Genomic DNA, 12,961 nt, shown 5'->3' on the forward strand with positions numbered 1-12,961 from the left:
ACAGCGTTGGATGGGCGGACAGTCGCCGCCTCTGCATGCTGGCGCTGCGGCACAAGACAGGAAACGACCATGATCGATCGCCGCCCCCTGACCAGGAGGCTCCTCGCAGGACTTGCCCTTGCGGCCGCAGCGCGGCCGGCCCTGGCCGCCTATCCGGACCGGGTCATCACCATCGTCGTGCCCTTCGCGGCCGGCGGCGCGACCGACCTCGCCGGCCGCCTGCTGGCCGACAAGCTCGGGCCGCTCCTCGCCGAGGGCAGCCGGGCCGTGGTGGACAACCGGCCCGGGGCCGGCAGTGCGCTCGGGGCCGACACCGTCCGCCGCGCCAGGCCGGACGGCTACACCCTCCTGGTCGGATCGGCCTCCACCCTCGCCGTCGCGCCGGCCGCCGGCGCCTCGGCCGCCCGGTACCATCCGACCCGGGATTTCACGCCGCTCGCCTTCTTCGGCATCAGCACCATGGGGTTGCTGGTGTCGCGCGACAGCGGCATCGATACCGTCCAGGCCCTGCTGGCCCGGCTGCGCGCGAACCCCGGCGCGCTTGCCTTCGCCAGTTCCGGCGTCGGCGGCGTCGCCCATCTCGCCAGCGAGCACTTCACCAAGTCCGCGGGCGTCGAGGCGATGCATGTGCCGTACCGGGGCGGCTCGCAGACGGCGGAGGCGATCATGAAGGGCGAATGCATCTTCGCCATCGACACGATCGGCTCGAACATCGGGCAGATCCGCGACGGCGCGCTCCGCCTGCTGGCCGTCAGCACGGCGAAGCGCGATCCGAACTTCCCGGATGTGCCGACCATCGCCGAGGCCGGCGTGCCGGGCTACGAGATGGCCAGCTGGACGGTGCTCGCCGGCCCGGCCGGCATGCCGCCCGAGATCGTCGAGGCCATCGGCCGGGCGGCCAGCCGGGCGATCGCCGATCCTACGGTGCGCAGCCGGCTGGAAGCGACGGGCACCGTGCCGGAGCTGGACAGCAGCCCGGCCATGACCCGGGACTTCCTCGATCGGCAGTTCGAGCTCTACCGCGAGGTCGTCCAGCGGATCGGCCTGCGGCTCGAGTAATCCGGCCAGCGCGACCCGCGGCCGAGTGGTCGTGCCGGGGCGCTTGGTCATCGCACACGACACAGTTTCCTGAAGCAGGTCGGCGCTTGTCATCCGCGGGTTGCCGAAGGCTAAGCCTACGACAGTGCCGATAAAGCTGGATCGCGTACGGGCTAGCGATGTTGTCCTGCCGCAGTGCGCGGGCCTGTGCGTTTGTAGGCGAGTACCAGCTTCACCACCACGCGTCGCTCCGCAGCGGGCATTGCCCGAAGCGCATCGAGCACCGCACCTTCTTCTCGGCTCGGACCCTGCACATCACGCGCATGGTTGGCGCGCTGTCTTGCAACAGCCGGTCGCCGACGATCAGTCGTCGTTTCGATGGAGCCGCGCTGGGAAGCGTCAACCTCGTTCGGCTTTAGGCCAAGCAACTTGGCAAGCTGAGCGGCCCGATCAGGCGAAGGCTTCGAGAGGCCGGTTTCATAGTGGCCGATTGCAGCGCCGGTGACGCCCAGCTGATTGCCGACCTCGGCCTGCGACAAACCAAGCTGCAGACGCGCATCGCGCAACTTGGATTTTTTCACGCGTTTAGCCATCCAGTGCATTCCTTGAGAGTTATTGAAAGAGACGAGGTTGCTCAGCTTGTCCTGCAGATGGCGCTTGTGAACCGCCTTTGCATGATGCAACAGGTGTCCCTGTCACACTTGCCCGTTCGGTCGCGAAGTTGTAGCCGAGCCTCTCATTAGCGAACGCGAGTGGATCACCCATGAATCAAGCCGACCTCATTGCCCATGTCGCCGATGCAGCCGGCCTGTCGAAGGCTGATGCCACCAAGGCGATCGATGTGATTCTTAGCGCCGTGTCTGACGAGCTCATGGCCGGCAAGGACGTGCGGCTGAACGGCTTCGGTATCTTCAGTGCGACGGAGCGTGCCGCGCGCGAAGGTCGCAACCCCCAGACGGGCGCGGCAATCCAGATCGCTGCGTCGAAAGTCGCAAAGTTCACCCCCGCAAAAGCACTGAAAGATCGGCTCAACGGGGCGTCATAGGCCAACTGCAGCGCGCCCGGCTGGAGCCCGCCAGGGTCGAGCCCATCAACGGGATACGCCGGACATGACAGCAATACCCGAGGCAAGAAGCTGCTTCGTGCTGATCATTCAGGACGCCCAGCCCTGAGCCGGCGTGGTCGAAGGGATCGAGGGCGTGCGGGAAGCGCTCGTGCGGGTCCTCTGGATGGATCCGGAACGGGCCATGATCAAGAATGTCGAGGCGGCTGTGGCTTCGCTGGAAGACCCGCAGGCCTGGGCATCGCACGGGTCAGGTGATGGTCGGCCCTATTGGCACTGGTGGCTGGGGTACGACGGCGGCTCCATCACCGTGCAACGCCTCACGGAGCGGCCTTCCGGGATGACCGGGAAGCATCTGCATTCCGCAGTCGGGGATGCCGCCCAGGTGTTGACCAATGTAGCGGAAGACCTTCGAAAGCTCGCGGGCGCTCAGGGGCGCGGGTACGTCTTCGCGCGCCGCGACCCCGCGCAGACAAGCTGATCTGTCGGCGCCTCGAAGGTACAGGGACGATAGCGAGGTTCTGCCGCTACCGCCTTCAGTTACCCAACATGGCCGGATGACACGAAGGCTCAGCTCTCCAGGGCGCGCCACTCCCACACCACGGCTCGGAACATGATCGGGACAAGATCATGACTCGGCATAGTACGACGATTTTGTTCTTGATTCGTTCACTATGCCCCAGCATCGTCGGCCTATGTCCGAATCGCCCACACCCGAACCGCCCGATCCCACTGCCGAAGCCCCTGTCCCGCTAACCGGCCCGCTGCTGCCGGTCGACCAAGCGGAGCTCGCGTCTGCCCTCGCCTATGGCCTGCGGTTCGACGAGCGCGGCCGGCCGCGGCGCGGCGCCGCCTGGGAGATGGCCGCCACCCTGCTCGCCGAGCAACTCGTGGCGCAGCTCGAGCGGGCCCGGTTCGTGGTCCTCAAGCACCCGCCCCGCCCGCCGCACAGCACCTGACCCGCCGGCCTGCTGTGGCTGCCTTCGCCGAGCTGGCCGCCCGGTCCAACTTCAGCTTCCTCGACGGCGCCTCGCACCCGGAGGAGCTGGCGCAGACCGCGCAGGCCCTCGGCCTCGCCGGGCTCGGGATCTGCGACCTGAACAGCCTCGCCGGGGTGGTCCGCGGCCATGTCGCGGCCAAGGAGACGGGGCTGGCCTTCCGGGTCGGCTGCCGCCTCCGGCTCGACGATGCTTCCGAATGGCTGGTCTGGCCCGGCAGCCGCGCCGCCTATGGCCGGCTGACCGCCCTGCTGTCGCGCGGCCGCATGCATGCACCCAAGGGCGAGTGCCGGATCAGCCGGCGGGCCATGCTCGCCGCCGCCGAGGGTTGGGTGCTGGCGGCGATCCCGCCAGCTCGGCCCGAAGCTGCCGATATGGCCCAGTTGCGGCGGGATTCCGCGGCGCTGCGAGACCGGCTCGCCCTGCCCCTCCTTCTCACGGCCGCCTGCACCTTCCGCGGCAAGGATCGGCACCAGCTCGATGTCCTGGCCGGGCTGGCAGCCGCGACGGGCACCCGGCTGCTCGCCATCGGCGACGTCCGCTACCACCACCCGGACCGCCGCCGGCTCGCCGACGTGCTGACCGCCATCCGGTTGCGTACCACCGTGGACGCCCTGGGCTACGCGGCCGAGGCCAACGCCGAGCGCCACCTCAAGCCGGCCGCCGAGATGGCCCGGCTCTTCGCCGGCCACCCGGAGGCGCTGGGCAACAGCCTGGCGGCGCTGGAGGCCAGCGGCGACTTCTCCCTCGACCAGCTGCGCTACGAATACCCCGACGAGGTGCTTGAGCCAGGACGGTCGCCGCAGGAGACCCTGGCCGACCGGGTCGCCGCGGCCCAGACCGAGCGCTGGCCGGGCGGCACGCCGCCCGGCATCGCCGCGCGCATCGCCCACGAACTGCGGCTGATCGCCGAGCTGGGCTACGCCCCCTACTTCCTGACCGTGCACGAGATCGTCCGCTTTGCACGGGACCGCGGCATCCTCTGCCAGGGCCGCGGCTCGGCCGCCAACTCGGCGGTCTGCTACGTGCTGGGCATCACCGCGGTGGACCCGGCCAAGCACGACCTGCTGTTCGAGCGCTTCGTCTCGGCCAGCCGGGGCGAGCCGCCCGACATCGACATCGACTTCGAGCACGAGCGCCGCGAGGAGGTGATCCAGCACCTCTACGACCGCTATGGCCGCGAGCGGGCGGCGATCTGCGCCACCGTCATCCGCTACCGCACCCGCAGCGCCGTCCGCGAGGTCGGCAAGGCCATGGGCCTCTCGGAAGACGTCACCGCCCGGCTGGCCAAGGGTAGCTGGGGACCCGGGCATGAGATGGGGCTGCCGGCGCTCGCCGCGGCCGAGGGGCTCGACACCGCCGACCCGCACCTCGCCATGGCGCTGGAGCTCACCGAGGAGATCCTCGACTTCCCCCGCCATGCCGCCACCCATGTCGGCGGCTTTGTCATCACCCGCGGGCCGCTGGTCGAGCTGGCCGTGGTCACCAACGCCGCCATGGAGGGCCGCACCGTCCTCGAATGGGACAAGGACGACATCGACGCGCTCGGCATCCTCAAGGTCGACGTGCTGGGCTTGGGCATGCTGTCCTGCCTGCGCCGGGCCTTCGACCTGCTGCGCCGGCACCACCGCCTCGAGCACGACCTGGCCAGCCTGCCGCGCGATTGCCCGGCCACCTATGCCATGCTGCGCCGGGCCGACAGCCTCGGCGTCTTCCAGGTCGAGAGCCGGGCACAGATGAACATGATGCCCCGGCTCCGCCCCGAGCGCTTCTACGACCTGGTCATCGAGGTGGCGATCGTCCGGCCCGGGCCGATCCAGGGCGACATGGTCCATCCCTATCTCCGGCGCAAATGGGGCGAAGAGCCGGTGCGCTACCCCGCCCCCTCCCCTGAGCATGGCCCGCCGAACGAGCTGGAGCGGGTGCTGGGCAAGACCCTCGGCGTGCCGCTGTTCCAGGAGCAGGCGATGCGGCTGGCGATCGTCGCCGCCGGCTTCACGCCGGAGGAGGCCGACCAGCTGCGCCGGGCCATGGCGACCTTCAAGCTGTCGGGCGGCGTCACCCGCCACCAGGAGCGGCTGGTCGAGGGCATGGTCCGGCGCGGCTATGAGCGCGGCTTCGCCGAGCGGGTGTTCCAGCAGATCGAGGGCTTCGGCGGCTACGGCTTTCCCGAGAGCCACGCCGCCAGCTTTGCCCACCTGGTCTATGCCTCGGCCTGGGTGAAGTGCCACCACCCCGCGGTCTTTGCCTGCGCCCTGCTGAACAGCCAGCCGATGGGCTTCTACGCCCCGGCGCAGATCGTCCGCGACGCCCGCGAGCACGGGGTGGCCATCCTGGCGGCCTGCGTGAACGCCAGCGACTGGGACAGTGCGCTGGAGCCGCACCCCACCAGTGCCGGGAGCCTGGCCCTCCGGCTCGGGCTGCGGCTGGTGGCAGGTCTCCCGGAGGCCGAGGCGCGGGCCATCCTGGCGGCCCGGCGGGCCCGCAACGGCGCGCCATTTGCCTCGGTCGAGGAGGCCGCGGTGCGGGCCGAGGTGGGGCGGCAGGCGCTCGAGGCGCTGGCCGGGGCGGACGCCTTCGCCGGTACTGGCGCCAGCCGCCGCCGGGCGGGCTGGGAGGCCCGCGGCGTGGCGAACGGGCCGCAGGACCTGCCGCTGTTCGCCGTCGCCGCCGGGACCGAGGCGGCCGCGATGGCGGCGCAGGCGCCACTGGTGCCGGAGCCCGCCGTCACCCTGCCGGACCAGACCGAGGGCGAGGCGGTGGTCGAGGACTATCTGGCGACCGGCATGACCCTGCGGCGCCACCCGCTGGCGCTGCTGCGGCCTGCCCTGGAGGCGCTGGGCTGCGGCGACACCCGCCAGCTGAACGCCCTCCGCGCCGGCACCAAGATCCGGCTGCCCGGGCTGGTGCTGATCCGCCAGCGCCCGGGCTCGGCCAAGGGAGTGGTCTTCCTGACCGTCGAGGATGAGCACGGCGTGGCCAACCTCGTGGTCTTCGAGCGGATCGCGGCGCGGGACCGGACGGCGCTGGTGTCGGGGCGCCTGCTGATCGCAGAGGGTCGGGTGGAGCGGGAGGTCGCGCAGGCCGAGGTGCCGATCACCCATCTCATCGTCGACCGGCTCCTGGACCGCTCCGACCTGCTCAACCGGCTGGTCGAGATCGATGGCGCCACCCAGGACCGGGACTGGACGGAGAAAGCGCTCGGCCGCGCCGACGAGGTGCGGCGCCCCGAGCCCGGCAGCCAGCACCCGAAGCCGAAGCTGCCCGGCAGCCGGGACTTTCGCTGATGCCCGGCTTGCCCCGCGCCCCGGCCCGTTCGATCGTCTGCGGGCAGCCCTCCCCTGGCCCGCAAGGAGGCTCGGTCACGCCATGTGCAACCTGTACAGCATCACCAAGGGCCAGCAGGCCATCCGCGAGCTGGCGCGCGCCATGAGCGACCGGACCGGCAACCTGCCGCCGCTGCCCGGGGTCTTCCCCGACTATGCCGCGCCGATCGTCCGCAACCAGCCCGAGGGCCGCGAGCTGACGATGGCCCGCTGGGGCATGCCCTCGCCGGCCTTCGCCCTGAAGGGCAGGAAGTCCGACCCGGGCGTCACCAATGTCCGCAACGTCAAGTCACCGCACTGGCGGCGCTGGCTTGGCGTCGAGCATCGCTGCGTCGTGCCCTTCACCAGCTTCTCCGAGCACGAGATCATGCCCGACGGCACGCGGCCGCCGGTCTGGTTCGCCTTCGATGAGAGCCGACCGCTGGCCTGCTTCGCCGGCATCTGGACGCGCTGGAGCTCGGTGCGGAAGGTCAAGGAAGGCGAGACGACCAATGACCTCTTTGCCTTCCTCACCACCGAACCGAACCGCGAGGTTGGCGCTATCCACCCGAAGGCTATGCCGGTCATTTTGACCACGTCGGAGGAGATCGATATCTGGATGAGTGGGCCGACGGAAGAAGCGCTCGCGCTGCAGCGGCCGTTGCCGGACGCGTCGCTGGTCATCGTGGCCCGCGGCGAGAGGCAGGACGGGGCGCCCGCCGCGTCCTGACGGTGCGACCTTGTCCGACGCCGATTCCGACCAGGAAACGATAGCCGGCGCGGCCGAGAGCCCAATCGCCGCGGCAGGTGTTCGGCCGATACGCAAGATCATCCACATCGACATGGACGCCTTCTATGCATCGGTGGAGCAGCGGGACCACCCGGAGCTGCGCGGCCGGCCGGTCGCGGTCGGCGGCTCGCGCGAGCGGGGCGTCGTCGCCGCCGCGAGCTACGAGGCCCGGAAATTCGGCGTGCATTCGGCCATGCCGTCGGTGACGGCCCGGCGGAAATGTCCCGAGCTGGTCTTCGTGCCTCCGCGCTTCGATGTCTACAAGGCAGTATCGCTGCAGATCCGGGCGATCTTCGCCGAGCACACGCCGCTGATCGAACCCCTCTCGCTCGACGAGGCCTATCTCGACGTTAGCGAGAACCTGCAGGGTATCGCCTCTGCAACCGAGATCGCGCAGCGCATCCGGGCCAGCATCAAGGCCGAGACGGCGCTGACCGCCTCTGCCGGGATCTCCTACAACAAGTTCCTGGCCAAGCTGGCCTCTGACCACCGCAAGCCGGACGGGCTGTTCGTCATCACGCCGCGAATGGGGCCAGCCTTCGTTGAGGCTTTGCCCGTCGGTAAGTTCCACGGCGTCGGCCCAGCCACGTCGGCGCGGATGAACCGCCTCGGGATCCACAACGGCATCGACCTGCGGGCGCACAGCATGGCGTTCTTGCAGCAGCACTTCGGCAAGGCCGGCGCCTACTACTACTGGATCGCCCGCGGCGTCGACGAACGCCCAGTTCGGCCAGACCGGATTCGCAAATCTGTCGGCGCGGAGAACACCTTTGCCACCGACCTGGTCACCCTAGACGCAGCCTGCGCGGCCCTGCTGCCGATCATCGAGAAAGTGTGGAGGTATTGCGAGGGCGCTGGCATTCGTGGCCGGACGGTGACGCTGAAGGTCAAGTATGCCGACTTCAGCCAGGTCACGCGGAGCAGGACTGGTCTCGGCCCTGTCGCCAACCAGGCGGAGCTTGACCAGGTTAGCCTCGCGTTGCTTGAGCCATTGTTTCCACCGCAAAGGGGCATACGGCTGCTGGGTGTAATCCTGTCGTCGCTCGACGATGGATCGGAGATGGCCGAAGCGCAGTTGCGGCTATCGGTATGACGGCGTGACGCACGTGCTGCCAACAATTTGTGGACTTGATTAGGGGCACACGTACCACAGAGATGCCTGCACATCCGCGCACAGCGGATCGCCGAATTCGCATCGTCCCATTGGTCCCTGGACGCACCATGTGTCAGATCCATGTCGGCTTAGCCCGACGTGTTGGCCGACAGACGCAAGGAGACCGGCGTTGCGTATCCTGAAACCGCGACCTAATGGCAGGCCTGCATGAGCTTGCTCCGAACCCTGCGATCTCGAACCGTGGCGGGGAGTCAAATACGCCAGCGCACGCATATCCGCGATCTGCCGGCCGTGGTTGTGGATGAACCGAGCGGGCTTCCCGGCACCGAGCCGGCGTTGGAGCCGCTAGAATTGTTGCTCGCCGCACTCGGCTCCGACCTCGCCATCGGCATACGGGCTGCCGCGACCGCCCGTGGCATCTCCCTTTCGGGCTTGGTGCTCAATGTGGAGGCGGACATTGCCGCTGCCCCGATGGACATGCCACAACCGGCGCCGCTCGGCCTCGAGGAAGTACGCGTCGCCGTGCACATCACGGCCGATGCGCCGCGGGAGGCGCTGGCGGCGTTGGTCACACGTGCCACCCTGCGCTCGCCGGTCGCCAACACGCTGCATGACGGAACTCAGCTCAACGTCGCCTTGGCGACAGCCGAAGGTAGCTAGGCCACGAGTTCCACAGGACCCGGGCTCTCCGGCGGGTCCAAATCGCTAGCTCGGTCGCGGACAGCCGCGGTCACCGCATCCAGCACCAGCCGGATCCGGGGCGTCCTGCGGTTGTCCTTGTGCACGGCCAACCAGATCTCCACTACGGCTTGCGGCCAGGGTGACCGTAGGCGCAACAGCGCCGCCCCAAACGCATCGCCGCGCAGCCTGGACAGGCATGCCATTCCCTCGCCGCACAGCGCGGCTTGCAGCTGCGCCTCCGGGCTGTCGGTCTGCAACGCCACGGCGGCGCGCGGGGCCGCTTCCGTCATCCAGCGGGCGGCCTGCGTTACCTCGGCCCCGTCCAGCCCAGTGACAAGGCGGTGGCCCGGGCAGCCGGCCGCGAAGTCCGGCGCGCCATAGCGATTCAGGTAGGCCGGGCTGGCATAAAGGCCGTGTGCCATGGTGCCGATCCGCCGCGTGACCAGGTCGTGCTGCTCGAAACGCGTGAGGCGCAGCGCGATGTCGGCCTCGCGCATGGCAAGGCTCAGGTGCCGTACATCTGCTAGCAGCTCGATGCCGATCTCGGGGGTGCCACGCTGGAGTGCGCAGAAGGCGGGTATCAGGACGTGGCTGGCGAGCGTCTCGACCGCCGTCACGCGCACCACACCCTCCAGCAGAGCGTCATGGCCACCGGTCGTCCGCTCCACCGCGAGCACCTCTGTCTCCACGCGCTCCACTTGGCCGAGGATCGCTTCACCCGCCAGCGTCGGGACATAGCCATCCGGCGTGCGATGCAAGAGCCGGGTACCGAGACCGCTCTCGAGCGACGCAAGGCGGCGGCCTACGGTGGATTGGGTGACACGCAGCTCACGCGCTGCGGCGGAGAGGCTGCCGGTCCGGGCAATAGCCAGGAAAAAGCGAAGGTCGTCCCAATCCAGCAACGGCCTGATCCACGTATCCCAGCCCGCCGTTCATCGGCAGGATAATGGGGCAACGAGCCGGGATGCGCTCGGTTCGGCGCACCCTGTCTCCGTCAGCCGGCCATCAATCATCCTCGCGCGGCGTGTCGAGGGTTTCGGCGCCGTGCTGGTCGGCCATCGAAACGTCGCGCGGCTCGACCGAGTGGGTTTGCCGCAGCAGAGCCAGGCCATCCCGCAGCGTGCCGGTCCAATCGCCGCCATTCGCTTCGTGCAAGGCACGCAGTCGCGGCGTCAGTCGCGCCACCAGGTCAACATCGATCTCGCTTGGTCGCATGGAGTGGTCTCCTTGCTCCGCCGCGCCGCGTCCCCGCCGGTTGGGGAGGACGCGAACGAGACATGCGGGTGTCCGCCCGCAGGCATCCCGGGACATTGCTGCCCCGGGAAGAGTGACTGTTCAGGCCGGACGGCGCAGCGTCGTCGGCAGCGCCATCCGTGTCACCCAGTCGCGGGTGCCCCGGCGGGCGCCGAGTACCGCCGCGATTGCGCCCAGCAGCAGGGCCGCGAAGGCCCCGAAGGCGCCAATCGATGTCGTCCGCGCGGCCGCATCGGCCACCTCGCGAGCCTTACGTGCCGCCTCGGCTGCGGTGCGCTGGGCCTCCGCCTCGACAACCTGCACCCGCCGCGCTGCTTCCTCGGGGGCGATGCCGTATTCGGCCGCGACCAGCGCGTTCAACCGCGTCCGCTCGGGAGCGGCGAACTCATTCCCTGCAACCCGGCGGGCCAGCAGGGAGGTGATCTCGGCGCCGCGCTGTTCCGTGGTCATGGCCCGCGGCTCGCCGCCGGTGCCTCGCAGCGCGTCTTTTGCACGGTCCATCAGGGCACTGGGGCTGACTTGGCCGGCCGCGGTCGAGACCATAGAACCGACCCCGCTAGCCGCGCCGCCAGCCACGTTCGAGGCCGCGGATGCGGCACCGGACGCCAGGCCGGCCACCATGTTGCCGAGCAGGGCGGCGGAGAACAAGAAGGCAATTGCCCACACCGCCAAGCCGTGCAGCACGCCGTCGGTGTCGTCCGAAGTGCCCGAGAGGCGGGCTGCGGTGTAGCCGCCCACCGCCAGGGCAAGCGTGTTGGCCACGACCAGCCAGATCGCGGCGCCGATCCCGAAGCTGGCCGCGCCGGGCGAGGCCCGGCCGACGGCGTCGACCGTCGTTGCGCCGATAGCGGCGCCGAGGATGTTGAGCATGGCCGCAAGGGCCGCGGCGATGATGCCGCCGGCGAGCACGGCACCCCAGGAGATGCGGGGGGGCAGCGCAGGTCCCCCCTCGGGGAGCGCTGCTGCGGGCCGGGCGGGAATGACTGTGTCTGAAGGCATGGTGGCGGGGTCCGATCGGTTGTGATCCGCCCGGGCAACGCGGGCGAGCCGAAGAACGCGGCGGAGCATTCCTGCATAGCGGCTGTGCGTGAAGCGGCCCGGCTCTCACTGCCGCAGGCGGCGTTGAGCCACCACAGGACGGATCGGTCGAGTGAAGCCGGGCCGATCAATGGAGCAGATGCACCTTGGCTGAGAGCGTAGACCCCGAAGCAGCCCAGATCATTCCGCTGCTCGAGGAGCGGCTTGTCGTCGAACGGCGCGAAGTGGAGACCGGGCGCGTACGCGTCCACCTCACGACCACGACCGAAGACGCCGCAGTGCGCGAGGTCTTGCGTGAGGAACGCGTCGAGGTTGAGCGGGTGCCAATCGGCCGCGAAGTGGCCACAGCACCTGCGGTACGGGAGGAGGAAAATGGCGCGGTCCTCGTCGTGCCCGTGCTGGAGGAGGTGCTGGTGGTGGAACGCCGGCTCGTTCTCAAGGAAGAGCTCTGGATTCGCCGCGTCTCCACCAACCGGACCAGCGAGCAGACTGTGCCGCTGAGACGGCAGACGGCCACGGTGGAGCGCGTGCCAGCGCAGCCAGACGACAAACCTGAACCCAATGCGCGCCCTCGCGGCGCGGGAGACAAGACATGACCACTATGACCCTGACTGCTCTGTACGACACCCGAAGCGAAGCCGATCAGGCAGTCGAGCGGCTGACGCGCGAAGCGGGCGTCGCTCCGGCGAACGTCACCGTGATGGCCCAGGAGACCACTGCTTCCAGCGGTGTTGCGGCGAGCGAGCCCGCCGAGGGCACGGGCTTTCTCGCCTCCCTGAAATCGATGTTCATGCCTGACGACGATCGCCACGCTTATTCCGAGGCGATCCGGCGCGGCGGCTTCCTGCTGACCGCGCAGGTTGAGCAGGCCAGCTCCGAGCGCGCGATGGACATCCTCGAGGAGAACGGCGCGGTGGACCTCAACGGTCGCCAGGAGACTTGGCGCGCCGAGGGCTGGGGCGGTCCCCAGGGCACGACGGGCGCACAGACCCTCGCAGACGGCACCGTGGTCGCAACCGCAGCCACGGCCGCGACAGTGGCACCCACTACGGCAGCGGCCGCCGTTGCTGCCGGGCAGGACGAGACTATCTCCCTTGTCGAGGAGCGACTTCGCGTCGGAAAGCGCGCAGTTGAAGGTGGGCGCGTTCGGGTCCGCAGCTACGTGGTCGAGACCCCGGTGCAGGAGCAGGTAACACTGCACGAGGAGAACCTCTCCATCGAGCGTCGCACCGTCGACCGGCCGATCACCGACGCTGACCAGGCGGCGTTTGTTGAACGGACGATCGAGGCGACCGCCACCTCCGAGGAGGCCGTGGTGTCAAAGACTGCCCACGTCACCGAGGAGGTCGTCGTGAGCAAGGGCGTTGAGGAGCGTGTTGAGACGGTACGCGACACCGTGCGGCGGACCGAGGTCGAAGTGGACGACGACCGCACCTCCGCCCGCACGGCAAATGTTTCCGGGGCGGTCACTGGCAGTGTCACGACGCCCGGCAAACCGCTGGACCCCGCGTCCAGCCGCTAGCCGCTCAAAGCCGACACCAGCGCAGCTGGGGGAGACGGGATCAGACCGCCTCCCCCACGATCCTGTTCGGCAGTTCGGGCGCCTAGGCGTGATGCGCACCATCCGCGAGCGGGCTCCTAAGGTACGACACGGCCGCCCCCACCTGCCGGTGAGCGGGT

The 12,961-nt window shown here is 69.4% G+C and carries 14 protein-coding genes; 10 read left to right on the top strand and 4 right to left on the bottom strand.

What is annotated here, in order from left to right:
• Positions 1-69: 69 nt before the first annotated feature.
• Positions 70-1,059, top strand: coding sequence for a Bug family tripartite tricarboxylate transporter substrate binding protein (locus ACFQS7_RS26995; RefSeq protein ID WP_380070254.1), 990 nt, complete (start codon positions 70-72; stop codon positions 1,057-1,059).
• 152 nt (positions 1,060-1,211) lie between these two features.
• Here the strand turns inward: ACFQS7_RS26995 and ACFQS7_RS27000 are convergent, their stop codons facing one another.
• A complete protein-coding gene (locus ACFQS7_RS27000; RefSeq protein WP_380070255.1) occupies positions 1,212-1,721 on the bottom strand; it encodes a helix-turn-helix transcriptional regulator in 510 nt (169 codons plus the stop codon).
• Positions 1,722-1,801: 80 nt separating this feature from the next.
• Here ACFQS7_RS27000 and ACFQS7_RS27005 point away from each other — a divergent pair, with 80 nt between their 5' ends.
• The 7 genes from ACFQS7_RS27005 (at position 1,802) to ACFQS7_RS27035 (ending at position 8,968) form a co-directional block, all read left to right on the top strand.
• Positions 1,802-2,083, top strand: coding sequence for an HU family DNA-binding protein (locus ACFQS7_RS27005; RefSeq protein ID WP_380070256.1), 282 nt, complete (start codon positions 1,802-1,804; stop codon positions 2,081-2,083).
• Between the two features lie 133 nt (positions 2,084-2,216).
• Entirely contained in the window at positions 2,217-2,582 is a 366-nt protein-coding gene (locus ACFQS7_RS27010) for a hypothetical protein (RefSeq protein ID WP_380070257.1), read from the top strand.
• Positions 2,583-2,796: 214 nt separating this feature from the next.
• The gene (locus ACFQS7_RS27015) at positions 2,797-3,060 is read left to right on the top strand and encodes a hypothetical protein (protein WP_380070258.1); all 264 of its coding nucleotides are present in this window, start codon (positions 2,797-2,799) and stop codon (positions 3,058-3,060) included.
• 14 nt (positions 3,061-3,074) lie between these two features.
• Positions 3,075-6,386: an error-prone DNA polymerase gene (locus ACFQS7_RS27020; RefSeq protein WP_380070259.1), complete on the top strand. Its 3,312-nt coding sequence runs from the start codon at positions 3,075-3,077 to the stop codon at positions 6,384-6,386.
• Between the two features lie 82 nt (positions 6,387-6,468).
• Positions 6,469-7,134 carry an SOS response-associated peptidase gene (locus tag ACFQS7_RS27025; protein WP_380070260.1) on the top strand — a complete coding sequence of 222 codons (666 nt, stop codon included), beginning with the start codon at positions 6,469-6,471 and terminating at the stop codon, positions 7,132-7,134.
• 112 nt (positions 7,135-7,246) lie between these two features.
• The gene (dinB, locus tag ACFQS7_RS27030; RefSeq protein ID WP_380070283.1) at positions 7,247-8,287 is read left to right on the top strand and encodes a DNA polymerase IV; all 1,041 of its coding nucleotides are present in this window, start codon (positions 7,247-7,249) and stop codon (positions 8,285-8,287) included.
• 228 nt (positions 8,288-8,515) lie between these two features.
• Positions 8,516-8,968: an OsmC family protein gene (locus tag ACFQS7_RS27035; RefSeq protein ID WP_380070261.1), complete on the top strand. Its 453-nt coding sequence runs from the start codon at positions 8,516-8,518 to the stop codon at positions 8,966-8,968.
• On the opposite strand, the gene ACFQS7_RS27040 is transcribed toward ACFQS7_RS27035, so the two are convergent.
• The 3 genes from ACFQS7_RS27040 to ACFQS7_RS27050 all read right to left on the bottom strand — a co-directional run bounded on the left by ACFQS7_RS27040 (position 8,965) and on the right by ACFQS7_RS27050 (position 11,152).
• Positions 8,965-9,891 (bottom strand): LysR family transcriptional regulator, encoded by a 927-nt coding sequence (locus ACFQS7_RS27040; protein WP_380070262.1) that lies wholly within the window; start codon positions 9,889-9,891, stop codon positions 8,965-8,967. The two genes, ACFQS7_RS27035 and ACFQS7_RS27040, sit on opposite strands and share 4 nt — an antisense overlap.
• A gap of 103 nt (positions 9,892-9,994) precedes the next feature.
• Entirely contained in the window at positions 9,995-10,204 is a 210-nt protein-coding gene (locus ACFQS7_RS27045) for a hypothetical protein (protein WP_380070263.1), read from the bottom strand.
• Between the two features lie 120 nt (positions 10,205-10,324).
• Complete coding sequence (locus ACFQS7_RS27050; protein ID WP_380070264.1) at positions 10,325-11,152, bottom strand: hypothetical protein; 828 nt, start codon at positions 11,150-11,152, stop codon at positions 10,325-10,327.
• A gap of 275 nt (positions 11,153-11,427) precedes the next feature.
• On the opposite strand from ACFQS7_RS27050, the gene ACFQS7_RS27055 reads away from it, so the two are divergent.
• Together ACFQS7_RS27055 and ACFQS7_RS27060 are read left to right on the top strand one after the other, a co-directional pair.
• Positions 11,428-11,877 (top strand): DUF2382 domain-containing protein, encoded by a 450-nt coding sequence (locus tag ACFQS7_RS27055; protein ID WP_380070265.1) that lies wholly within the window; start codon positions 11,428-11,430, stop codon positions 11,875-11,877.
• Complete coding sequence (locus tag ACFQS7_RS27060) at positions 11,874-12,803, top strand: YsnF/AvaK domain-containing protein (protein WP_380070266.1); 930 nt, start codon at positions 11,874-11,876, stop codon at positions 12,801-12,803. Before ACFQS7_RS27055 ends, ACFQS7_RS27060 begins: the two co-directional genes overlap by 4 nt.
• Positions 12,804-12,961: the final 158 nt, after the last annotated feature.

The organism is Dankookia sp. GCM10030260, from assembly GCF_042666655.1.
Lineage (GTDB): Bacteria > Pseudomonadota > Alphaproteobacteria > Acetobacterales > Acetobacteraceae > Paracraurococcus.